The 21,903-nt window shown below is 47.3% G+C and carries 22 protein-coding genes; 19 read left to right on the forward strand and 3 right to left on the reverse strand.

Translation table 11 applies throughout. The features are described from left to right. The first annotated feature begins 40 nt into the window (after window positions 1-40). From V7M78_RS08070 to V7M78_RS08085, 4 genes are read left to right on the forward strand one after another with little or no spacing between them, the layout of a single operon-like run. Window positions 41-883, forward strand: a complete 843-nt coding sequence (locus V7M78_RS08070; RefSeq protein ID WP_333648245.1) for a carbohydrate ABC transporter permease — start codon at window positions 41-43, stop codon at window positions 881-883. Beyond that, window positions 883-1,731: a carbohydrate ABC transporter permease gene (locus V7M78_RS08075; RefSeq protein ID WP_333648247.1), complete on the forward strand. Its 849-nt coding sequence runs from the start codon at window positions 883-885 to the stop codon at window positions 1,729-1,731. Before V7M78_RS08070 ends, V7M78_RS08075 begins: the two co-directional genes overlap by 1 nt. Window positions 1,732-1,768: 37 nt before the next feature. Beyond that, complete coding sequence (malQ, locus tag V7M78_RS08080) at window positions 1,769-3,247, forward strand: 4-alpha-glucanotransferase (protein WP_333648249.1); 1,479 nt, start codon at window positions 1,769-1,771, stop codon at window positions 3,245-3,247. Between the two features lie 22 nt (window positions 3,248-3,269). After that, the gene (locus tag V7M78_RS08085) at window positions 3,270-4,313 is read left to right on the forward strand and encodes a LacI family DNA-binding transcriptional regulator (protein ID WP_333648251.1); all 1,044 of its coding nucleotides are present in this window, start codon (window positions 3,270-3,272) and stop codon (window positions 4,311-4,313) included. Window positions 4,314-4,346: 33 nt separating this feature from the next. Here V7M78_RS08085 and V7M78_RS08090 read toward each other — a convergent pair whose 3' ends face one another. Next, on the reverse strand, window positions 4,347-5,075 hold the full coding sequence (locus V7M78_RS08090; RefSeq protein ID WP_333648253.1) for a hypothetical protein: 729 nt from the start codon (window positions 5,073-5,075) through the stop codon (window positions 4,347-4,349). Between the two features lie 186 nt (window positions 5,076-5,261). Here V7M78_RS08090 and V7M78_RS08095 point away from each other — a divergent pair, with 186 nt between their 5' ends. Continuing rightward, a complete protein-coding gene (locus V7M78_RS08095; protein WP_333648255.1) occupies window positions 5,262-5,792 on the forward strand; it encodes an HD domain-containing protein in 531 nt (176 codons plus the stop codon). 79 nt (window positions 5,793-5,871) lie between these two features. Here V7M78_RS08095 and V7M78_RS08100 read toward each other — a convergent pair whose 3' ends face one another. Then, the gene (locus tag V7M78_RS08100) at window positions 5,872-6,345 is read right to left on the reverse strand and encodes a methylglyoxal synthase (protein WP_333648257.1); all 474 of its coding nucleotides are present in this window, start codon (window positions 6,343-6,345) and stop codon (window positions 5,872-5,874) included. Further along, entirely contained in the window at window positions 6,332-7,579 is a 1,248-nt protein-coding gene (locus V7M78_RS08105; protein WP_333648259.1) for a BTAD domain-containing putative transcriptional regulator, read from the reverse strand. Before V7M78_RS08105 ends, V7M78_RS08100 begins: the two co-directional genes overlap by 14 nt. 146 nt (window positions 7,580-7,725) lie before the next feature. Here V7M78_RS08105 and srtB point away from each other — a divergent pair, with 146 nt between their 5' ends. The 14 genes from srtB (at window position 7,726) to V7M78_RS08175 (ending at window position 21,891) form a co-directional block, all read left to right on the forward strand. Continuing rightward, the gene (srtB, locus tag V7M78_RS08110; protein ID WP_333648261.1) at window positions 7,726-8,505 is read left to right on the forward strand and encodes a class B sortase; all 780 of its coding nucleotides are present in this window, start codon (window positions 7,726-7,728) and stop codon (window positions 8,503-8,505) included. Between the two features lie 148 nt (window positions 8,506-8,653). Next, window positions 8,654-10,009, forward strand: coding sequence for a phosphoglucosamine mutase (gene glmM, locus V7M78_RS08115; protein ID WP_333648263.1), 1,356 nt, complete (start codon window positions 8,654-8,656; stop codon window positions 10,007-10,009). 145 nt (window positions 10,010-10,154) lie between these two features. Continuing rightward, on the forward strand, window positions 10,155-11,351 hold the full coding sequence (locus V7M78_RS08120; RefSeq protein ID WP_333648265.1) for a 5-bromo-4-chloroindolyl phosphate hydrolysis family protein: 1,197 nt from the start codon (window positions 10,155-10,157) through the stop codon (window positions 11,349-11,351). Further along, complete coding sequence (locus tag V7M78_RS08125; protein WP_333648267.1) at window positions 11,344-12,489, forward strand: toxic anion resistance protein; 1,146 nt, start codon at window positions 11,344-11,346, stop codon at window positions 12,487-12,489. The genes V7M78_RS08120 and V7M78_RS08125 overlap by 8 nt, the downstream gene beginning before the upstream one ends. 321 nt (window positions 12,490-12,810) lie before the next feature. Next, window positions 12,811-14,031 (forward strand): ABC transporter substrate-binding protein, encoded by a 1,221-nt coding sequence (locus tag V7M78_RS08130; RefSeq protein WP_333648269.1) that lies wholly within the window; start codon window positions 12,811-12,813, stop codon window positions 14,029-14,031. 95 nt (window positions 14,032-14,126) lie between these two features. Then, the gene (locus V7M78_RS08135) at window positions 14,127-15,017 is read left to right on the forward strand and encodes a branched-chain amino acid ABC transporter permease (protein ID WP_333648271.1); all 891 of its coding nucleotides are present in this window, start codon (window positions 14,127-14,129) and stop codon (window positions 15,015-15,017) included. 11 nt (window positions 15,018-15,028) lie between these two features. Beyond that, window positions 15,029-16,045: a branched-chain amino acid ABC transporter permease gene (locus V7M78_RS08140; protein WP_333648273.1), complete on the forward strand. Its 1,017-nt coding sequence runs from the start codon at window positions 15,029-15,031 to the stop codon at window positions 16,043-16,045. A 23-nt stretch (window positions 16,046-16,068) separates the two neighbouring features. Continuing rightward, window positions 16,069-16,854 carry an ABC transporter ATP-binding protein gene (locus tag V7M78_RS08145; RefSeq protein WP_333648440.1) on the forward strand — a complete coding sequence of 262 codons (786 nt, stop codon included), beginning with the start codon at window positions 16,069-16,071 and terminating at the stop codon, window positions 16,852-16,854. Then, entirely contained in the window at window positions 16,847-17,545 is a 699-nt protein-coding gene (locus tag V7M78_RS08150; RefSeq protein WP_333648275.1) for an ABC transporter ATP-binding protein, read from the forward strand. The genes V7M78_RS08145 and V7M78_RS08150 overlap by 8 nt, the downstream gene beginning before the upstream one ends. Window positions 17,546-17,557: 12 nt before the next feature. Next, window positions 17,558-18,220 carry a cytidylate kinase-like family protein gene (locus tag V7M78_RS08155; RefSeq protein WP_333648277.1) on the forward strand — a complete coding sequence of 221 codons (663 nt, stop codon included), beginning with the start codon at window positions 17,558-17,560 and terminating at the stop codon, window positions 18,218-18,220. Beyond that, a complete protein-coding gene (locus V7M78_RS08160) occupies window positions 18,217-19,074 on the forward strand; it encodes an aminotransferase class IV (protein ID WP_333648279.1) in 858 nt (285 codons plus the stop codon). The genes V7M78_RS08155 and V7M78_RS08160 overlap by 4 nt, the downstream gene beginning before the upstream one ends. Window positions 19,075-19,080: 6 nt before the next feature. Further along, the gene (locus tag V7M78_RS08165) at window positions 19,081-20,172 is read left to right on the forward strand and encodes a DUF4392 domain-containing protein (protein ID WP_333648281.1); all 1,092 of its coding nucleotides are present in this window, start codon (window positions 19,081-19,083) and stop codon (window positions 20,170-20,172) included. Then, the gene (pxpB, locus tag V7M78_RS08170) at window positions 20,160-20,849 is read left to right on the forward strand and encodes a 5-oxoprolinase subunit PxpB (protein ID WP_333648283.1); all 690 of its coding nucleotides are present in this window, start codon (window positions 20,160-20,162) and stop codon (window positions 20,847-20,849) included. The genes V7M78_RS08165 and pxpB overlap by 13 nt, the downstream gene beginning before the upstream one ends. A gap of 4 nt (window positions 20,850-20,853) precedes the next feature. After that, window positions 20,854-21,891: a biotin-dependent carboxyltransferase family protein gene (locus tag V7M78_RS08175; RefSeq protein WP_333648285.1), complete on the forward strand. Its 1,038-nt coding sequence runs from the start codon at window positions 20,854-20,856 to the stop codon at window positions 21,889-21,891. Window positions 21,892-21,903: the final 12 nt, after the last annotated feature.

Here is a 21,903-nt window from a genome sequence, read left to right on the forward strand (position 1 = left end):
TGTCTCACCCATTTTCTATAGGAAGAAAGGAGGGCCTGCCATGCAGAAGACGATGAAACGCTATTTTCCGCTTTTTGTTCTGCCCACACTGGCTGCATTTATCATTGCATTCCTGTACCCTTTTATCATAGGCATTTACTTATCTTTTACTGAGTTCACCACAGTAAAGGATGCGGACTGGGTGGGAATATCAAATTATAAAAAGATATTTATGGATCAGAACTTCGTGAATGCTCTGGTATTCACGGTGAAATTTACGGTTGTGTCGGTGGTGACCATCAATGTGTTCGGATTTCTGCTGGCATATGTCCTGACCAGAGGAATTAAAGGCACCAACTTATTCCGGACAGTGTTTTTTATGCCTAACTTAATCGGCGGAATTGTTCTGGGATATATATGGCAGCTTCTGTTAAACGGAATTTTAGCCAGATTTGGAGTTACTCTTTCCTTTGATGCCAAATACGGTTTCTGGGGGCTGGTGATTTTGATGAACTGGCAGTTGATCGGCTATATGATGATTATCTACATTGCAGGACTTCAGAATGTTCCGGGAGAGCTGGTTGAGGCAGCAAAGATCGATGGAGCCGGAAGGTTTCAGATATTGGGAAAGATCATGGTTCCCATGGTTATGCCTTCCTTTACCATCTGTCTGTTTCTGACCCTGACAAATTCCTTTAAGCTCTTTGACCAGAACCTGGCGCTGACTGCCGGAGGGCCTGGAAGACAGACCAGCATGCTGGCTCTTGATATTTACAGCACATTTTACGGAAGAGTGGGCTGGGAGGGTGTAGGTCAGGCAAAGGCCACAGTGTTCTTTCTCATGGTGGCGTTTATTTCCCTGACCCAGCTTTTCCTAACAAGGCGTAAGGAGGTGGAAAGCTGATGGATAAGAGAGAAATGGAAGTGAGCAAAACTACGGGAACCATTCTCACCATATGTCTGACCGCCCTTTCCCTGGGATTTCTGTTTCCGGTTGTATTGGTTTTGATCAATTCCTTTAAGAGCAAGCTTTTTATCAGCAATGCGCCTTTTCAGCTTCCCAACGGGGACACTTATGTAGGTTTTGCCAATTATACGGAGGGAATACGGAAAACAGGGCTTTTGCATGCATTTGGCCGTTCACTCTTTATTACAGTGGCTTCAGTAGCCGTCATCATCCTGTTTACCTCCATGACAGCCTGGTTCATAACCAGAGTGAAGTCCGTATTTACCAGCCTGCTGTATTATGTGTTTGTATTTGCCATGATTGTGCCTTTTCAAATGGTCATGTTCACCATGTCTAAAACGGCCAATGATTTGTACTTAAACTCCATGTACGGACTGGTTCTTCTTTACCTGGGCTTTGGAGCCGGTCAGGCGGTGTTCTTATTCTGCGGTTTTGTAAAGGCAATCCCCCTTGAAATCGAGGAAGCGGCCATGATTGACGGCTGTTCTCCCCTTCAGACTTATGTTCATGTGGTATTTCCCATGTTAAAGCCTACGGCAGTGACTGTTGCCATCTTAAATTCCATGTGGATTTGGAACGATTATCTTCTTCCAAGCTTGATTCTTCCTCAGGAAAAAGGTACAATACCAATGGTTATTCAGAATTTAAAGGGAGGCTATGGTTCCATTGACATGGGAGCCATGATGGCGATGCTGGTTCTGGCCATCCTTCCTATCGTTGTATTTTATTTAAGCTGTCAGAAATACATCATTAAGGGCGTGGCTGCAGGTGCAGTGAAGGGTTAGGGCGTGTCTGAAAACAAACAGAAAAAGGAGACTGGTTATGCGGGAATGTGGTATATTGCTTCCGGTTGCAAGCCTGCCGTCAAAGTACGGGATCGGAGCATTTTCAAAAGAGGCATATGAATTTATAGATCGGTTAAAGCAGGGAGGACAGCATTACTGGCAGATTCTTCCTTTAGGCCCTACAGGCTACGGAGATTCCCCTTATCAGTCATTTTCTGCGTTTGCAGGAAATCCTTATTTCATTGATTTAGATGAACTGGTAAAGGAAGGGCTTCTTACAACAGAGGAATGTGAAGCCGTTGATTTTGGAGACAATTCAAGGGATATTGATTATGAAAAGATGTACTTTAACCGTTTTCCCCTGCTGAGGAAGGCTTATGGACGATGGAAGAACCAGGGCCATACGGGAGAGGGGGCCAGGGCTTCTTTAGGTGAGGAAACTGCCGGATACTGTTTTTATATGGCGGTGAAGGATCACTTTGAGGGGAAGAGCTGGATTCTCTGGGATGAGGATATCCGTCTCAGAAGCGAAGAGGCGGTTTTAAGATATGAAAAGGAATTGGCAGATGAGATTGGCTTTTACGGCTTTCTCCAGGTGAAATTTGAGGAGCAGTGGTCCCGGTTAAAGTCCTATGCAAATGAGAGAGGGCTTCGGATCATCGGAGACATTCCCATCTATGTGGCCTTTGACAGTGCGGATTCCTGGTTTCATCCGGAGCTGTTCCAGTTTGATGACAACTGCAATCCTATTGCAGTGGCAGGCTGCCCTCCTGATGGATTTTCCGCTACGGGACAGCTTTGGGGAAATCCTCTTTACCGCTGGGATTACCACGGAAAAACGGGGTATGAGTGGTGGCTGAAGCGTATGGAGTACAGCTTCCGCCTCTATGATGTGGTGAGAGTGGATCATTTCCGGGGCTTTGACGAGTATTATTCCATTCCGGCGACCAATGAAAATGCAGTAGGAGGCTGGTGGGAAAAAGGACCTGGAATTGCCATCTTTGACCGGATGAAAGAGAAGTTCGGCAAACTGGATATTATTGCAGAGGACCTGGGATTTTTGACTCCCTCTGTGTTAAAACTTGTAAGGGACACCGGTTTTCCAGGCATGAAGGTGCTGGAATTTGCCTTTGATTCCAGGGAGGAGAGCGACTATCTGCCTCATAATTACAGCAGCGACTGTGTGGTATATACAGGTACCCATGACAACAACACCTTAAGAAGCTGGTATGAGGAAATGTCTTATGAAGACAGGTTGTTTTCCGTGGATTACATCGGCAATGGAAGAACCCCCAGAGAGGAAATCCACTGGGATTTCATCCGTCTGGCTCTTGCCAGTGTAGCCAGGCTGGCGGTGATTCCCCTTCAGGATTACTTAGGGCTGGGAGAAGAGGCCAGGATCAACGAGCCTTCCACTCTTGGAAAGAATTGGAGATGGCGCATGCTTTCCGGTGAAATGACAGAGGAACTTGCGGAGAAATGCAGAAAGACCGCCAGGCTTTACGGCAGGGTGTGACGAAAGGAGATGAGTATTTCTGATGGAGTCCATAAATATAAAGGACATTGCCAGGATATGCGGAGTTGGAATCAGCACTGTGTCCAGAGCTATTAACAACCATCCGGACATCAATCCGGAGACGAAAAGTATGATCCTGCAGGTGATCAAGGAGAATAATTACATTCCCAACAACAGCGCCCGAAATTTAAAGCGCACTGATTCCAAGGCCATTGCAGTCTTGATCAAGGGTATCAGCAATCCTTTTTTTGGTAAAATGATCCGGATTTTTGAAGAGGAGATCCAGAAAAAGAAATACTCATTTATCCTGCAGCGTGTGGAAGAACGGGAGGATGAGGTGGAAGTGGCCTTAGAGCTGATCAAAGAGAAAAAGCCGAGGGGGATCGTATTCCTTGGAGGCTATTTCTCCCACAGCAGGGAAAAGCTGGAGCAGCTTACGGTTCCCTATGTCCTCAGCACTGTGGGTATGACGGAATACCTGGATGAGTCCCCTGCCTTTTCCTGCGTGTCAGTGGATGATTTTGCAGAAAGCCGGAAGCTGGTAAATTATTTGTGCGGGCTGGGCCATAGGAAAATCCTGATTCTGGCAGCTTCCCCTGATGATGAAAGCATTGGCCGCCTTCGTCTGGAGGGGTATAAGAAAGCTCTTGAAGACAACGGCATTGCCTGGAGCCCGGAGCTGGTGAAGCATTCGGAGGGGTGTGGAGAATCCTATACCATGGACAACGGTTATCAGATGATGAACAGGGTGCTGGAGAAAGAACTGGATTTTACAGCGGTGTATGCCATTTCAGACAGCATTGCCATCGGAGCCTGCAAAGCTATTTTTGAACATGGAAAACGGATTCCTGAGGATTATTCTGTGGCAGGTTATGACGGTCTGGACATTGTTCATTATTATAATCCAGCCATTACAACCATACGGCAGCCGGTGGAAGAAATCGCAGAGGCCACCATCCGGATTTTATTTGATGTGATCCGCAATCAGGCGGAGCACCGGAAAAAGGTGTTTAAGGGCCAACTTGTCATTGGAGAATCCACAAGAGAATATGTTTCATCCACATAAAAACAGGAGGAGGCGGTTTCAAACCGCTTCCTCCTATTGTGCTTCTTCACTGGTCTGTTCAGGTTCCTCTTCCGATTCGGGTTCTTCTTCGGGTTCTTCAACGCTTTCTCCCTGGGGATTAAAGGTTTTGTGCATCTCATTTCCGATCTTGTCCTTTGCGTTGACAGTCAGATTTTCTTTTTTAATTTCAAAGGTAATAAGGCCTGTGCTCCTGTCGATGGAAAGAGGCAGGATATCAGGGTTGTCCTCATCAGAGGCGTAAATGGAAGAAAAGTCAACTCCTGACTGAGTATCTTCTAAGAAGAAGGAAAGGACTCCTTCCTCAAAACGGGTTTCCTTCATGGAAGGAGGGGTGTCATCCAGCACATTGACCTGTTCATACAGGGTGTTTTTCATCTGGTTTAAGCTGGTCAGCTTTATTTCAAGCCCGCCGTTGTTGGTGAGGATTGCCGTGTAGGTTTTGGAACCTGTTTTTGAGGCCTCAACAGGGGTTCCGTCTAAAGTCATTTCCACGGATGCGATGGGCAGCAGGGAACTGATCCGTAATTCCATGGTGGTAGAAATATAGTCCTTGCTTTCGCCTATGATAACCTCTCCATTTGGTCTGGAGGTTACAAGCAAGAAGATCAGGCCGTTGACAGCCAGAAATGGCAGGACATAAAACAGGAGAACCGTCAGGAAGCTGCTTCGTCCGCTGCCTTTTTTGCTGCCGGGACTGGTTTTCCTGCGGTTGGGTCTGGATTGGTTGTTATAGTGGCTCATACTGGTTCACGTTCCTCCTGATAGTTTTTACGTTTCTAAGCATATCAGAAAATCAGGTTTCTTACAAGATTAACTGTTAAATCGTAATAATTTGTGATAAGATAACTTATGAAAACTTGTTTTCATAATATGAGTTGTGAAAAGCCGGAAGTATGTCTGAGAAAGAAGCTGAAGAGGAGATGCAGTATGGTGGAAAAAGCCGTTGCATTGGCAACCAGAGCCCATGAGGGGACCTTTCGGAAAGGGACCAATATTCCTTATATCGTCCATCCCCTGGAGACAGCAGTGATCGTTTCCCTTATGACAGAAGATGAAGAACTGATTTGCGCGGCTCTTCTTCACGATGTGGCAGAAGATGCAGGAATTACGGAGGAAGAATTAAGGGAAGAATTTGGCCCCCGCGTGGCAGGATTTGTAATGGGGGAAACAGAAGATAAGACTAAATGCTGGAAAGAGAGAAAGGGTGCCACTCTGATTCATTTGGAGACAGCCTCTAAGGACGCCAAGATGCTGGCTCTGGCGGACAAGCTGAGCAATCTGCGGACAACGGCAAGGGATCTTTTGCTGGTAGGGGAAAAGGTCTGGCAGCGTTTTAATGAAAAGGATAAGTCGGAACACGCCTGGTATTATAAAGGAATTGCAGAGCGTCTGGCGGAGCTGGAGGGACTTCCTGCTTACGAGGAATATAAAATGCTGTGCAGACAAGTTTTTGGATAAATTGTTAAAAAAATAGCAATGAGGCAGCTCCGATCGATGATTGGTTGGGGGCTGCCTCATTTTTACGTTAAGGACATTCCTACAGAGTCTTTGCCCTGTCTGAAATGTTTTTGTTAAAATTAATGACCTGATGCTCGTAAGTGGATTCCATGAGCGGGGAGGAGATGATGAAATCCGCCGCTGATCTGGAACAGGCCATGGGAATGTCATAAACCTGGGCAATGCGCAGAAGGGCCTTTACATCCGGATCATGGGGCTGGGCTGTAAGGGGATCGGAAAAAAAGATCACCAGGTCAATTCCGCCTTCCACGATCTTTGCACCGATCTGCTGGTCTCCGCCTAAGGGGCCGCTGTTGTAGCCCTTTACGGAAAGGCCGGTGTGGTCGGTAATCATCCGGGCCGTTGTGCCGGTGCCGCAGAGAATGTGATTTTCCAAAATCGCCCTATGCTTCTTGCACCAGTCTATGAGGGTCTGCTTTTTGTTGTCATGGGCAATGAGCGCGATGTTCTTTTTCTTTTTTAATGTGAGCGTTACATATTCATCTTGTAACATCAGATGCCTCCTTTGTTTTTGCTTTCGAACCGGCTGGAACGGGAGCAATGCTCTGCAGGGAATAGGTGATGGAAAGATCCTTTCTGGAATACTCTTTTTTAAAGGTCTGGACAATCCGTTTTAAAACCATTTCCCCATTTTCATAAGTGGCGGTAGGTAAAAGCATTAAGTACTGGCTTACGCTGTACCGGGTGTATACGTCTCCCCGGCGGAGAGAGTTGCGGATGGATTCGCCTAACTCATCCATGGCTCTGGCCTGGACCGCAGGCTTTAAAAGCTCTCCCTTTAAGTTGCTGATGGTCAAAAGGCATAGGAAGACGGAATCTCCGGTCCTTTCAGAGCCTCTTGTTTCCAACTGGTAAATATCTTTAAATACGGAAGGTTCGCAGAAAAAGGCGCCGCTGTCTGAGTTTCCTTCCAGCAGGGTTTCCTGTATGGTGCCCAAGTCCATGGTAATCCCGTGCTTCTTGTCGCTGATCACCTTATAAAGCTCCTTAAACTGGACGGAGGGGGTGATGGAAAATTCGTTGTAGAACATGTCCGTCACCCGCTGGTAATGCTCCATGGCCTTCATCTGGTTTCCGCTTTGGAATAAGGCATAGATTAAGTAGTAATGGGCATCTTCCACGTATGGGTCAATAGTAATTGCCTTCTGGCATACATCAATGATGGAAGGAAAGTCCTTTCTTTTATCCAAAAGGATGAGGGTTCTGTGAACCAGCTTCCGGTAAAGATTGTGATAATGGGTGTGAATGGGAATAACCCAGGACTCCCACTCGGATTTGGGAAGGAAATTGCCCTTATAGAGCCCAAAGGCTTCCAGGCAAACAGATAAAAGATCGTCTTCGCCAAGAAGAGTGTTTTCCGTGCGAAGGCACAATTCTTCAAAGCGGTCTGTATCACAGACTGTAGTAAACTCCTTGGTCCAGCCATAAGTCTTGCGGTTTTGGACAACCAGCTCATGGGTAGGATACCCCAATGGCTCCAAAAGCTTGCGCACACGAAACATCAGGGTCTTTAACGCCCCTGCCGGATTGTTGCTGGCATCGTCCTTCCAGAATAAGTCCATCAGCTCTTCCACCGGGATGTCCCGGTCCCGGAAAATAATGAGATATTCCAGAAGACTCCATGGTTTTTTTGCCTGATTATTTTGATCTATAATTATTTTGTCTCCAATCGATATGGAGAAGCCCCCCAGCATATTTACATAAATGATAGATTCTTGATTATTCATAAACGTCTCCGTGGTTGTATTTTCTCTCTTAGTATATAGAAAAATAGTGAAAAAGTCTAGGGCTGCCTTAGAAAAGATTGTGATTATCATAAAAATAATGTATACTGGTAGCAGCTTCAAATTTATAAAGAAAGAAGGGAGCGGCCATGAAAAAGAAAAAAATAGCTATCATTGTTCTTATATTAGGCATCCTCTTTTTTGCTGTCGGAGTGGGCGGACTCTACTTTGAGTACTTAAGAAGAGAACGGGCCCAGCAGCAATACGAGAGCCTGGCAGCCTTAGCCAGGGAAAGCACTGCCCCGGAAACAGAGACAGAGACGGTTCCTGAAACAGAGGAAACCGAGGAGACAGAAAGCTATGTTTCTCCTATTCAGTTTGAGGAACTGGCAGCCATCAATCCCGATGTAAAGGGCTGGCTCAGGATCGAGAATACATCCATTGACTATCCTATCGTCCAGACCGATAACAATGAAACTTATCTGGATACGGACTTTGAAGGAAATTCCAGTGTGGCAGGAGCCATTTTCCTGGATTTTGAAAGTGAACCGGATTTTTCCGGCAGGCATAACATTTTATATGGGCATCATATGAAGAACGGGACTATGTTCAAGGACATTGTCAAGTACAAGGAAGAAGCATATTTTAAGGAGCATCAGAATATTACGGTCTATCTGCCGGATAAGGAAGTACACTTAAAGCCTATAGCAGTCCTTTATACGGCTCCGGTGGGCATCCGCAGGATGACCAAGTTTAATACGGAAGAGAGCTTTCAGCAGTATGTGGTGAACATGACAGACGGAGGTTTGGTCATGGATATGCCGGAGGAGGAGCCTGCAAGGCTTTGGTCTTTTGTGACCTGCAGCTATGAGTTTAACGATGCACGGACCATTCTCTATGCAGTTGAAGTGCCGGAGGTTGAAAATTAGGCTATCCTGTGGTATATTAAAGCCGCCTGTTTTTTTGCAGCATAGGACATGCATCCTATAATATAAAAAATAAAAAAGATAATTTCTGATAAGCTGCAGTACATATATTTTTATAACAGCAGCAGAATAAATAAAGAGGAGATAGAAGATGGGAAAATATTTTGGAACAGACGGCTTCCGGGGTGAGGCTAACGTGGATCTGACCGTTGAAGCGGCCTATGAGGTAGGCCGCTTTTTGGGTTGGTATTATGGACAGAAGAATCCTGAGGAGCCCTGTACGGTTGTAATTGGAAAGGACACAAGACGCAGCAGCTACATGTTTGAATATTCCCTGGTTGCAGGCCTTACGGCTTCCGGAGCTGATGTTTACCTGCTTCACGTTACCACCACCCCCAGCGTATCCTACGTGGTGCGCACAGAAGGCTTTTCCTGCGGAATCATGATTTCTGCCAGCCACAATCCCTATTATGACAATGGAATCAAGGTGATCAATGAGAAGGGAGAAAAGCTGGAAGAGGATGTGATCGAAGAGATCGAAGCATACTTAGACGGGGAAAAAGGAGAGCTTCCTCTTGCCAAGCGGGATAAAATCGGACGCACCGTGGATTTTGCCGCCGGAAGGAACCGCTACATCGGTTATCTGATTTCCACCGCAACCAGATCCTTTAAAAATAAAAAGGTGGCTTTGGACTGTGCAAACGGCAGTGCTTCTGCCATCGCTAAAAACGTGTTTGACGCCCTGGGAGCCGAGACTTATGTTATCAGCAATTCCCCTAACGGCTTGAATATCAATACAGACTGCGGCTCCACTCACATCGAGCACCTTCAGAAGGTGGTAAAGGATGTGAAGGCTGACGTGGGCTTTGCCTACGACGGCGATGCGGACCGGTGCATTGCGGTGGATGAAAACGGAGAAGTGGTGGATGGAGATGCTATTTTATACATCTGCGGCAAATACATGAAGGAGCAGGGAACCTTAAAGAACAATAAGGTGGTCACTACCATCATGTCTAATTTCGGATTATACAAGGCCTTTGAAAGAGAGGGCATTGAGTATGATAAAACGGCAGTAGGCGATAAGTACGTATATGAGAATATGGCGGCTTACGGAAACTGTCTGGGCGGCGAACAGTCCGGCCATATTATTTTCAGCAAACATGCCACCACAGGAGACGGCATTCTAACCTCCTTAAAAGTGATGGAGGTTCTTTTGGAGAAGAAGGAAAGTCTTGCCAAGCTGGTTTCTGAGCTTGAAATCTATCCTCAGGTCCTTAAAAATGTCCGTGTTCACGACAAGACCGCTGCTCAGGATGATGAGGCGGTTCAGGCAGAGGTGAAAAAAGTTGCCGAGAGCCTGGGACAGGACGGAAGAATCCTGCTGCGCCAGTCCGGTACAGAGCCGGTGGTGCGGGTCATGGTGGAAGCATCTGAGCTGGAAACCTGCGAAAGAAGTGTGAATCAGGTTATTGAAGTCATGAAGCAGAGAGGCCACGTCCTTTCCTGACCGATTTAAGATCATAAAACGCCGCCGGAAGGAAGGGTCATCCCTTTGTTCCGGCGGCGTTTGGCAAATCAAACTTTCTTGTAAACAGGAGCAATTCGTGATATGATAAAAGCTGCACAATGTTTGATTTTGGGAGACCAGGACAATGGATAATAAAGATTTTTCAAATTTAGGAGAACAGATCCGGGATTCGGTGCAGGATGCCATTGATTCCATGGATTTTAAGCAATTGAACAAAACAATATCTGCCACGGTTAATTTTGCCCTGGAGGAGGCCAGAGACCACATGGTGAAAAAGCCTCCAAAGGCAGAAGGGCCAGGCTACAAGCCTTTTCAGACAAGCTATGAGCCTCGCATTCCCCAAAAGGGAGAGTTGGTGTCAGTAAATCAGACAGGCCGTGTTGCGGGAATCCTTTATACGGTGTTCGGCAGCATTGGGCTGGGAATTATGCTTCTGGTGCTTTTGGTTGTGTGGATTTTGGCGCTGGTGGCAAAGCCTGTTTTCTGGGCAGTGACCGGTGCTTCTGTTTTCCTGCTGGCAATGGCAGGGATATTTGGCCTCATGCTCCGGACAGGCATATCCATGAGCGGACGGTTAAAGAGAGCCAGGCTTTATATCAGACAGGCCGGAAAGCGGATGTACTGCGGCATAGAGGAGCTGGCAGCAGCCGTTGGAAAGTCTAAGGAATATGTGGCAAAAGATCTGCAGAAGATGATTAAGCTTGGAACTTTGGGAAAGGCTTATCTGGACGAGCAGAAGACCTGCCTGATTCTTGGCGATGCTTCTTACCGGCAGTACCTGGAGTCCCAGCAGGCCCTTAAGGAAAGGGAACGGGTACAAGCCCTGGAAGAACAGGCCAAAAAGAAAGAGGCTAAAACCCTGAAAAGAAACGAAGAGCTGGAGCAGATGATGGCGGAAGGGCAGAATTATTTGAGGATTCTGCGGGAGGCCAACGATGCCATTCCGGGAGAGGTGATTTCCAGGAAGATTTCCCGGCTGGAGGATGTGATACGCCGGATTTTTGAGACTGTTTCCCAGCATCCGGAGCAGATAGATGAGATGGAACGTTTTATGGATTACTACCTTCCCACCACGGCAAAGCTGGTGACCACATACCGGGATTTTGACCAGACCGGTTCCCAGGGGGCTAATATTGCATCTGCCAAGGCGGAGATTGAAGGAACCTTAGATACTATTAACAGGGCATTTGAGCAGCTTCTTGATGACCTTTATCAGGATGCTGCCCTGGACATTACCACCGATGCCTCCGTCCTTCAGACAATGCTGAAACAGGATGGCTGGGCAGGAAGTGATTTTACAGGAGGAAAGAAACATGAGTAAGGATATTGAAGCGATGTTAAACAATGGGCCGGAACTGACCCTGGAACCCTTAGATGAGGCTGTTCCGGAATTGAAGATTGAGGGCACAGAGCTGGCGGCGGAAACAGGGCCCAAGGAAGTGCTGACACCTGAGGAAGAAAAACAGGTAGCTGATTTTGCGGCAAAAATTGACTTAAAGGATTCAAACCTGGTTCTTCAATACGGAGCAGGGGCCCAGAAAAAGATTGCTGATTTCTCCGAGTCAGCCCTTGATAATGTAAAGTCAAAGGACTTGGGAGAAGTGGGGCAGATGCTGTCCCAGGTGGTGACAGAGCTGAAGGGCTTTGAAATAGAAGAAGAGGACAAGGGCTTTTTCGGCCTGTTTAAAAAGGGGACAAACCGTCTGGAAGGAATGAAGGCCAAGTACGCCAAGGCGGAAACCAACGTGAACCAGATCTGCAAGGTTTTACAGAACCATCAGATCCAGCTTTTAAAGGACGTAGCCTTGCTGGATAAGATGTATGATTTGAATACGGTTTATTTTAAAGAGCTCACCATGTACATTCTGGCGGGAAAGAGAAAGCTTGAAAAGGTGCGCCGTGAAGAGCTTCCGGTGCTGATGGATAAGGCCGGGAAGAGCGGTCTTCCGGAGGATGCCCAGGCAGCTAATGACCTGGCTTCCATGTGCGGACGGTTTGAAAAGAAGCTTCACGATTTGGAGCTTACCCGGATGATATCCATTCAGATGGCTCCCCAGATCCGTCTGGTTCAGAATAATGATACCTTAATGACTGAGAAGATCCAGTCCACCCTGGTAAACACCATCCCTCTGTGGAAAAGCCAGATGGTTCTTGCCATCGGCATCAACCATTCCGAGCAGGCAGCCAGAGCCCAGCGTGAGGTTTCTGATATGACCAATGAGCTGCTGAAAAAGAATGCAGAGGTATTAAAGACCTCCACCATTCAGACTGCCAAGGAGTCGGAACGGGGAATTGTGGACATGGAAACCCTTAAAAAGACCAATGAATCCCTGATCACAACTCTGGATGAAGTAGTACGGATTCAGGAAGAGGGAAGGGCCAGACGCCGGGAAGCAGAAAGCGAGCTGGGCAGGCTGGAAGGCGAGTTAAAGGCAAAGCTTCTGCAGATGAGCCGGTAAGGCCCATAAAAACAGTTTGCAGCAGAGGTCTGGTTTTTGGTTTTGAAACAGAAGAATTTGAAGCTGTAAAGTTAAGAAAATAAAGCAGTGACCATGAAAAACGTGAAAATGGCAAAATCCCTTGAATTTAGAAAATGAGGATGCTATAATGCCACCAACATATCAGACGAGAGAACGAAGGAGTCTCAAGCGTACACAGTACGGTTGCGGCTTCTTTTTTATTTCATGGAGAACGAGGAGGTTTCCCTGCATTTTGCGGGAAGCCTCCTCGTTTTGGTTTTCTGCCCGTCTGAATGATAAAAGATTGAGGAGGAAGGGAATATGAAAAAAAGGTTATTATCCGCAGCTTTTACCGCAGCAATGGCGGCAGCACTTCTTGCCGGATGCGGCTCATCTGCACAGCAGAGCGCAGCGGGAGGAAGTACAGCTCCGTCAGCTCAGGGTGCAGCGCCTTCTGCACAGGCAGGGGACGGAAAAACCGTTAAAATCGGTGTGTTCGGCCCTGTTACAGGAGGTTCTGCAGTTTATGGTGAGGGAGCGCAGAATGCAATTGACATGGCAGTGGAAGAAATCAACTCCGGGGACTTGGGCTATAAGGTTGAAATTGTTAACGGCGGAAAAATAGTGGATGACGGCGGCGATGCCAAGCAGGCAATCAATGCCTACAACAGCCTGATGAAGGAAGAACCCGGCGCCATAGTGGGAAGCTTCTTTTCCTCTGTTACCCTTCCTGTTGCTGAACAGGCTTCCAAAGACAGTATGCTCCTCCTCGCAACAGGAGCTACCAATAAAGATGTGACCTTAAAGGGCTCCACCATTTTCAGAAATTGCTTTATTGACCCCTATCAGGGTAAGATGGCCGCCCAGTTTGCAAAGGAAAAGGGCTGGACAAAAGCTGCTGTTATTTATGCCAAGGATGATGACTATTCCAATGGATTAAAGGATGCATTTATTGAGAATGCAACGGCTAATGGAATTGAAGTTGTATATGTGGGAGAATGTACCACAAAGGATACGGATTTTTCGTCCCAGACCTCCCAGGTAGTGGCAAAGGGAGCGGATTTCCTGTTTTACCCCGCATTTCTTGATACGGTTCCTCTTCTGATTGGTGCGGCAAGGGATGCAGGCTTTGAGGGGGCCGTTATGGGCGGTGACGGCTGGGATGGAACTGATACGGCAGGTTTTGAAGATCAATTTGAGAACTGCTATTTTACCAACCACTACTCCTCTGAGGATACGGCTCCGGCTGTAGTCAACTTTGTATCTAAGTATACGGAAAAGTATGGTACAGAAAGCTTAAATGCCTGCGCAGCTCTTTACTATGATGCCATTTACATGCTGGCGGAAGCTGCCAAAAACGGCGGAGCCTCTGACACGGCTTCCCTGGTAAAGGGGATGACCGGAATGACTTTTACGGGTGTGGGAGGAACCTTTACCATGGATGGAAACGGCGATCCGGAGAAATCCGTGGCGATCAATACCTTTGATGGCGGCAAGGTGAAATGGCTTATGACCCTTTCACCGGAAGGAACAAAGAAATAAATCTTGCAGGAAGGTCTGAAAAAAAGATAAGGAGATGTGCATAAAGGCTTAAAAGGCCTTTGGTGCACATTTTCCTTTTGAGAAAGGAAGAACCTATGACATTTTCATTATTCTTTCAAAGCCTGATAAACGGACTGAACCAGGGCGCTATCTATGCTTTGATCGCACTTGGCTATACCATGGTATACGGAATTATCCGCATGATTAACTTTGCTCATGGTGATTTTATCATGATTGGAGCTTATACCTTATTTTACACCATTCCTTTGATGATACATACAGGAATGCCTGCGTGGCTTTCCGTATTCCTTGCAGTAGTCATCTGCGCAGCGGTGGGAGTTCTGGTTGAGGTGATCGCCTATAAGCCGGTACGCAAGGCAGGTGCCATGTCGGCTCTTATTACGGCACTTGCCATGAGTCTGTTTCTTGAAAACCTGGCTATGGTCCTCTTTGGGGCAAAGCCTCAAAACGTCCAGAAGATATTTAATCTGCCCTCTGTAAACCTGATGGGAGCGGCTCTTCCCTTAAATGTTATTTTAACCATTGGCATTGGAATCGTTATGATGGCAGGACTTCAGATATTTATCAAGAATACCAGAATGGGCAAGGCTATGCGGGCAGTGCCCCAGGACCGGGATGCTTCCATTCTGGCCGGAATCAACGTGGATAAGGTGATTACCATGACCTTTGCCATCGGTTCCGGACTGGCGGCAGTTGCAGCCCTTATGTACTGCGCAAAATATCCCCGTGTTACCAATGATATGGGTTCCATGATGGGACTTAAGGCCTTTATTGCGGCTGTCCTTGGAGGAATCGGAATCATTCCCGGAGCCATGCTTGGAGGAATTCTTGTAGGCCTGATTGAAATTTTTGTAAAGCTTTTTGCACCGGGCTGGTATGAGGCCATTACCTATGCTATTCTGATTGTAATTCTTTTGGTGAAACCGTCCGGCATTCTGGGTAAGAATGTGGGCGAGAAAGTGTGAGGGGGCGGATCATGGAAAAGAGGTTTAAAGTTTCCTATTTTTTAAATTTCCTTGGTGTTTTGGCAATTTTTTTCCTGTTTGTCCTGCTTTTTGAAAACCATATTTTCGGCAAGTCCACCCAGTATATTAAGGGAATCAGCACCACAGCCTGTTATACCATTATTATGGTGGCTTCTTTAAACCTGGTGGTAGGCTGCATGGGTGAATTTTCTCTGGGCCATGCGGGCTTTGTATCGGTGGGAGCATATGTTTCGGCCATTGTATCCAATGGGCTTACAGGAAAGGGACTTCCTGATATAGCTTTATTTCTGGCCGCTCTTCTTGCGGGAGGAATTGCAGCCGGTATGACTGGGATTCTGGTGGGAATTCCGGCTCTCCGCTTAAGGGGGGATTATCTTGCCATTGTGACCATTGCTTTTGCAGAGATTATCCGGGTTCTTTTCTGCAACCTTGCCATTACAGGCGGCGGAAAAACCATGAGCGGTATTTTAAAGCTTTCCAATTTTTACTGGAGCTTTTGGGTCATGGTCATATGCATTACTGTCATGTACATGTATGTCCGCAGCCGTTTCGGCAGAACGGTGAAGGCTATCCGGGAGGATTACATAGCGGCGGCGGCTTCAGGAATCAATGTGACTTATTATAAAGTGCTCACCTTTACCGTTGCAGCCTTTTTTGCAGGAATCGGAGGCGGTGTTTATGCCCATTATATGACAGCCATGATTCCCACTAACTTTAACTTCATGTACTCTGCGGAGCTTCTTTCAGAGGTTATTATCGGAGGAATCGGCTCCATTACCGGCTCCATCATTGGTGCGGCTTTTCTTTCTTCCCTTCCTGAGATGATGCGCCAGTTCTCTCAGTACCGTATGCTGGCATACTCAGTGGTGCTGGTACTGGTCATGATCTTTAAGCCGGGCGGTATTTTTGGAGCCTGGGAGTTTTCCCTCATCCGTATTTATGACTGGCTGGCAGATAAAAAGGGCGGCGGGAAAAAGAACCGGAAAAAAACAGAAGGGGGTGTGTAAGTATGGCAGGGACCAAAGGAACCATGCCTGTATTAAGGGCACAGAACCTGGGAATCCAATTCGGCGGCTTAAAGGCGGTGGACAGCTTTAATATGGAAATTGGAGAATCGGAGCTGGTAGGGCTTATCGGGCCAAACGGTGCGGGAAAGACAACTGTGTTCAATCTGATCACCGGAGTTTATAAGCCCACAGAAGGGTCTTTTTACTTAAATGGCCAACGCATGAATGGGAAAAAGACATATCAGATCGTTGATGCAGGAATTGCGAGAACATTTCAGAATATCCGGTTATTTAAGAAAATGACCGTGATCGATAACGTAAAGGCGGCTATGAGTGCCAAGCTTTCCTACAATTTATTCCATGCCGTTTTTCGAACCTCCGCTTACTGGAAGCAGGAGAGAGAGCTGACAAAGAGAGCGGAAGAACTGCTTGAGATCGTGCATTTAAAGGGTAAAGAAGATTATGAAGCAGGAAACCTTCCCTATGGGGAACAGAGACGTCTGGAAATAGCCAGGGCCCTGGCTACGGATATGAAGCTCCTTCTTCTCGATGAGCCGGCGGCAGGGATGAACCCTACGGAAACGGAAGAGCTGTTGGATATTATCAACTATATCCGGGATGAGTTTAAGATTTCTGTGCTTCTCATTGAGCATGATATGAGCCTGGTCATGAAGATCTGTGAGCGGATTCAGGTTCTTGATTTCGGAACCACCATTGCAGCCGGGACTCCGGAGGAGATTGCCAATCATCCAAAGGTTATTGAAGCCTATTTGGGTAAAGACGATGAGGAGGTAGAGGACGATGCTTAAGGTAACGGATCTGGCGGTATCTTACGGAGCCATTGAAGCCATTCACGGCGTATCCTTAGAGGTCCATGACGGAGAAATCGTTTCCCTCATCGGGGCCAACGGAGCGGGAAAGACCACCATCTTAAGAACTATTTCAGGGTTAAAAAAGGCTGACAAGGGAGAGATCAGCTTTGACGGAGCTGATTTAATAAAAACAGAGCCCAGCAAGATCATCAATTTAAAACTGGCCCATGTGCCGGAAGGGCGGCATATTTTTGCCCAGATGACCGTAGAGGAAAACTTGGAAATGGGCGCCTTTACCGATGGAAAAGACATGGCAGCCAATATGGCAGATGTGTTTGAACGGTTTCCCCGGCTGAAAGAAAGGAAAAAGCAGCTGGCAGGAACCTTGTCCGGCGGAGAGCAGCAGATGCTTGCCGTAGGCCGGGCCCTTATGGCAAAGCCTAAAATGATTCTCATGGATGAGCCGTCCATGGGACTTTCTCCATTGCTGGTAAAAGAAATATTTTCGATTATCAGGGAAGTGAACAAAAAAGGAATCACCATTTTACTGGTGGAACAGAATGCAAAAATGGCCTTATCCGTATCAAACAGGGCATATGTTATGGAGACAGGGAAAATTACCATTGAAGGCAATGCAAAGGATCTGCTAAAGGATGACCGGGTAAAGAAAGCATATCTTGGACAATAGGAGGCTGGGATTATGGAGGAGAATAAGAAGTATTTTGCCGTCGCCATTACCCGCACCTGCGGGAGCGGAGGCGGAAGCTATATAGGAAAAAAGCTGGCGGCTGATTACAGGATTGATGTATATGACAGAAAGCTTTTGAGCCTGGCATCAGAAGACAGCGGGATCAACGAAACCATATTTGCCAATGCAGATGAAAATACGAAAAAGACCTTTTTATACCGCGCCTCAAGAAGAGTGTACAACGGCGAAACCATTCCAAGGGAAAGCGGAAATTTTCTGTCGGACCAGAGGCTCTTTAATTATCAGGCAAAGGTTTTGCAGGAGCTTCTCCGTCACGAATCCTATGTCTGCATCGGCCGGGCGGCAGATTTTGTCTTAAAGGATGAGCCCAATGTGGTGTCCGTATATCTGGATGCTCCCTGGGAATTCCGCTTAAAAAGAGAGATGGAGCGGCAGGGAATATCAGAGCAGGAAGCTGCAAAATACATAGACAGACTGGATAAGTACAGAAGTTCCTATTATGTGTACCATACGGGAAGGATGTGGAAAAACCCTGAAAATTATGATCTCTGTCTGGATACAGAAAGTCTTGGACTGGACAATTGTGTGGAATTAATCAAGAAATATGTGGAGTTAAAATTTGGAATTGGCCCAAATGTGAAGGAGACATTATGAAAGAGCTTGCTTATTATGACGGAAAGATCGGAACTCCTGAGGAACTGATGGTTCCATTTCAGGACCGGGTGCATTTTTTTGGAGACGGGGTATACGATGCCACTGTTGGAGGGAACCACAAGGTATTTCTTCTGAAGGACCATCTGGACCGTTTTTACTCCAGTGCAAAGGCCCTGGATATTAAGATTCCAATGGAAAAAGAGGAGTTTGGAAATCTTCTGACGAAACTCCTTTCTATGGTGGAAGGGAATACTCATTTTGTGTACTGGCAGGTGACGAGAGGGGTGGCTTCCAGAGACCATGTTTATGACGAAGCAATGGCCGGAAAGCTATGGGTTATGATAAGGCCCAATAAGCTGAGGGACCCCGATGTGCCAATCCGTCTCATTACAAGGGAAGACACCAGATTTTTTCACTGCCATATTAAAACCTTAAATCTGCTTCCCTCTGTCATTGCCTCTCAGGAGGCCTTAAAAGCGGGAGCCATGGAAACAGTTCTGCACAGAGGGGATATGGTTACGGAGTGTGCCCACAGCAATGTTTCCATCTTAAAAAACGGAACCTTCATTTCCCATCCCAATGACAACCTGATCCTTCGCGGGATTGCAAAGACCCACATGATCCAGGCCTGCTACAGACTTGGGATTCAGGTGCTGGAGAGGGCCTTTACCCTGGAAGAGCTGATGACAGCCGATGAAATCATTGTCACCTCTTCCTCTAACTTCTGTCTTCATGCAGATGATATTGACGGAAAACCTGTAGGCGGAAAAGACTCGGAAACCTTAAAGCAGATTCAGGATGCTGTTTTGGAAGAATACCTGGAGTATACAGGCAGGAAAAGCATATTTGATTAGGAGTGGATGATGGACAGAGGCGAGCTGGAAAAAAGAAATGTGGGGGAAAACCTGGATGCTCTTATGAATTTAGATCCCAGAGGATATGGCGTGTGCCGGATTCTTTATGCCGGAAGCCGGGAGCAGATGGGAGAGCCTCTTACCATGAGAGCGGCTGAGAAGCTGTGTGAAACGGTAAAGGAAAATGATCTGGTTTATATTTTGACGGGATTTGTACTGCTGCCCCATAAAAAGCCGGAGATGGATGGCATGGTCAGTTCCTTGCTGCTGGCCCGGGCTCTGGTCATGGCTTTCGGTGCAAAGCCTGTCATCATCTGCCCGGAGGATTGTGTAAAATCTGTAAGAAAGTGTGCCGGTGTGGTAGGCCTTCATGTTTACCAGGATATAGAGGAAGTGAAGGCACTTCCTTTGAGCATGGGAGTGACGGCTTTTACAAAAAATCCGGCCAGAGCGGAAATTGAAGCAAAATGGCTGATAAAAGAGGCGCCTCCCGGAGCAGTAATCTCTGTAGAAGCCCCCGGCCCCAATGAAAAGGGGGTATATCACAATGCAGTCGGAAACGATGTGACAGAGCTGGAAGCCAAGACAGACGTACTGTGGGAAATGCTCCGGGAAAAGGGAATCTTAAATATTGCCATTGGTGATCTGGGAAATGAGATCGGTATGGGAACCATTGCAGACCATATTAAAAAGTATATCCCTTTTGCCGGTTCCGGGGAATGTGTGTGCGGCTGCGGAGGCGGAATTTTAGCGGCCAGCAGGGCGGATCATGTAATTACGGCAACGTGTTCCGACTGGGGTTGCTACGGTTTGATTGCGGCACTGGCTTACTTAAAGCGTGATATGGAGATTCTTCACCGGGAGGAAATGGAGGCAGAGTTGATGAGAGTGGCATCCAGAACTGGACTGATTGACATGACAGGATCTCTGATCCCTGGAATTGATGGGTTTAACACCCGGCTGAATACAGGAATTGTCAGTCTGATGCGCCAGTGCACGGCTTATGCGGTACGGTATTCCCATAATTCCGATCACTGGTTTGGCTCTGTACTGGAAAAAGGGTTCTTTGAAGAAGGGGATAAGCCATGGTTCAAATAAAGGCAGTGGGAGACTGCGGTGCCCTGGTGGAATTAGGCAATACCATCAGTGAGGCAGTAAATGCGAAGGTAATGGAGTTAAACCGGAAAATCAATGGGCTTTCATTGAAAGGTGTTCTTGAGACAGTGCCTGCCTTTTGTTCTGTCCTTGTTTTCTATGATCCCTTGAAAACGGATTATGAGGCGGTATCAAAGCTTCTTTATCAACTGTCAGACTCCCTGGAAGCCGGAGCGGCGACAGGAGGAAGGCTGGTGGAAATCCCGGTCTGCTACGGAGGCAGCTTCGGGCCGGATATTTCTTTTGTAGCGGAGCATGGAAACCTTACGGAGGAAGAGGTAATCCGCATTCACTCCGGCAGGGATTACCGCATTTTTATGCTGGGCTTTCTTCCGGGATTTCCCTATCTTGGGGGAATGGATGAACGGATTTTCACTCCCCGGTTAAAAACGCCACGAACCAGGATTCCTGCGGGAAGTGTAGGAATCGGAGGAGAGCAGACGGGAATCTATCCCATGGATTCTCCGGGAGGCTGGCAGTTGATCGGGCGCACGCCTTACCGCCTTTTTGAGCCGGAAGAGGCGGGAAAGCCTCTTTATGAAGCCGGTGATTCCATTCGTTTTGTGCCCATCAGCCAGGAAGAATTTGAAGAAATAAGCAGGAAACAGAAAAAGGAGTGATTGGATGGGATTTGAAATCTTGCGTCCGGGAGCCTTATCCACGGTTCAGGATAAAGGGAGAAGAGGCTTTTTAAACCAGGGCTTCCAGGAAAGCGGGGCTTGTGATAAGTATTCCATGAAGCTGGCCAACCTCCTTGCCGGAAACTTAGAAGAACCGGAAACAGCGGCAGTTATTGAATTTACATTAAAGGGCGGTGAGCTCCGTTTTACCTCTGATGAGATCATCGCCATCACAGGGGGAGATATGAAGCCCACCATAAACGGAAGCCCGGTTCCCATGTTTTCTCCTATTCTGGTGCGGCAGGGAGATATTCTGACCATGGAGCTTGCGGTTTCCGGCCTCCGGGCTTATATGGCTGTTTATGGAGGAATCAAGGTGCCTTCTGTCATGGGAAGCCGTTCCACCAATTTAAAATGCCGCATAGGCGGTCTGGAGGGAAGGCAGCTTATGGAAGGAGACTATCTGGAATCAGGAGGCGGCACCCGGCGGTTTAAGAAAATAGCAAAAAGATTAAGGGGAAATAAGAAGCAGGCGGCAGCGGGAGAGGTTGAACCTTGGATGCGCCGTTCGTCAACGCCTTACCGCTTTTACGGAAATGAACCCATCGTGTTGCTGCGTGCCGTTATGGGGCCTCAGGAAGATGCATTTACAGCTTTGGGACTTAAAACTCTGGTGCGGAGTCCTTTCCGGTTGAGCAGTGACTGTGACCGCATGGCCTGCAGGCTGGAGGGGGAGCCCATAGAAATGAAGAACGGGGCTGATATTATATCTGATGGGATTGCAGAAGGCTCGGTTCAGATATCGTCTGACCGGCTTCCCATGGTGTTGATGGCAGACCATCAGACCACAGGGGGATACGCAAAAATTGCCACGGTGATCAGCACGGATATCCCTGCTCTGGCTCAGTTAAAGCCGGGAGAATGGGTGGCTTTTCAGTATGTAACCCCAGGTGAGGCCGTGGCAATTTGCCGAAAGGAAGCGGATAAGCTGGATAAGCTGAAGGAGTGGCTGATGAATACCGTTTACCGGCAGCCGCTGTAGAACAGGAAAGAA

This window comes from Lacrimispora sp., assembly GCF_036758025.1.
Classification (GTDB): domain Bacteria; phylum Bacillota; class Clostridia; order Lachnospirales; family Lachnospiraceae; genus Lacrimispora.

Excerpts from the sequence above, each read along its gene's own strand:
- V7M78_RS08120 (WP_333648265.1), top strand. The coding sequence starts at position 10,155 with ATGGATAATAAAGATTTTTCAAATTTAGGAGAACAGATCCGGGATTCG.
- glmM (WP_333648263.1), top strand. The coding sequence starts at position 8,654 with ATGGGAAAATATTTTGGAACAGACGGCTTCCGGGGTGAGGCTAACGTG.
- V7M78_RS08085 (WP_333648251.1), top strand. The coding sequence starts at position 3,270 with ATGGAGTCCATAAATATAAAGGACATTGCCAGGATATGCGGAGTTGGA.
- V7M78_RS08175 (WP_333648285.1), top strand. The coding sequence starts at position 20,854 with ATGGGATTTGAAATCTTGCGTCCGGGAGCCTTATCCACGGTTCAGGAT.
- V7M78_RS08165 (WP_333648281.1), top strand. The coding sequence starts at position 19,081 with ATGATGGACAGAGGCGAGCTGGAAAAAAGAAATGTGGGGGAAAACCTG.
- srtB (WP_333648261.1), top strand. The coding sequence starts at position 7,726 with ATGAAAAAGAAAAAAATAGCTATCATTGTTCTTATATTAGGCATCCTC.
- V7M78_RS08145 (WP_333648440.1), top strand. The coding sequence starts at position 16,069 with ATGCCTGTATTAAGGGCACAGAACCTGGGAATCCAATTCGGCGGCTTA.
- V7M78_RS08070 (WP_333648245.1), top strand. The coding sequence starts at position 41 with ATGCAGAAGACGATGAAACGCTATTTTCCGCTTTTTGTTCTGCCCACA.
- V7M78_RS08095 (WP_333648255.1), top strand. The coding sequence starts at position 5,262 with ATGGTGGAAAAAGCCGTTGCATTGGCAACCAGAGCCCATGAGGGGACC.
- V7M78_RS08130 (WP_333648269.1), top strand. The coding sequence starts at position 12,811 with ATGAAAAAAAGGTTATTATCCGCAGCTTTTACCGCAGCAATGGCGGCA.
- V7M78_RS08125 (WP_333648267.1), top strand. The coding sequence starts at position 11,344 with ATGAGTAAGGATATTGAAGCGATGTTAAACAATGGGCCGGAACTGACC.
- V7M78_RS08105 (WP_333648259.1), bottom strand. The coding sequence starts at position 7,579 with ATGAATAATCAAGAATCTATCATTTATGTAAATATGCTGGGGGGCTTC.
- malQ (WP_333648249.1), top strand. The coding sequence starts at position 1,769 with ATGCGGGAATGTGGTATATTGCTTCCGGTTGCAAGCCTGCCGTCAAAG.
- V7M78_RS08155 (WP_333648277.1), top strand. The coding sequence starts at position 17,558 with ATGGAGGAGAATAAGAAGTATTTTGCCGTCGCCATTACCCGCACCTGC.
- V7M78_RS08100 (WP_333648257.1), bottom strand. The coding sequence starts at position 6,345 with ATGTTACAAGATGAATATGTAACGCTCACATTAAAAAAGAAAAAGAAC.
- V7M78_RS08160 (WP_333648279.1), top strand. The coding sequence starts at position 18,217 with ATGAAAGAGCTTGCTTATTATGACGGAAAGATCGGAACTCCTGAGGAA.
- V7M78_RS08135 (WP_333648271.1), top strand. The coding sequence starts at position 14,127 with ATGACATTTTCATTATTCTTTCAAAGCCTGATAAACGGACTGAACCAG.
- V7M78_RS08140 (WP_333648273.1), top strand. The coding sequence starts at position 15,029 with ATGGAAAAGAGGTTTAAAGTTTCCTATTTTTTAAATTTCCTTGGTGTT.
- V7M78_RS08090 (WP_333648253.1), bottom strand. The coding sequence starts at position 5,075 with ATGAGCCACTATAACAACCAATCCAGACCCAACCGCAGGAAAACCAGT.
- pxpB (WP_333648283.1), top strand. The coding sequence starts at position 20,160 with ATGGTTCAAATAAAGGCAGTGGGAGACTGCGGTGCCCTGGTGGAATTA.
- V7M78_RS08075 (WP_333648247.1), top strand. The coding sequence starts at position 883 with ATGGATAAGAGAGAAATGGAAGTGAGCAAAACTACGGGAACCATTCTC.
- V7M78_RS08150 (WP_333648275.1), top strand. The coding sequence starts at position 16,847 with ATGCTTAAGGTAACGGATCTGGCGGTATCTTACGGAGCCATTGAAGCC.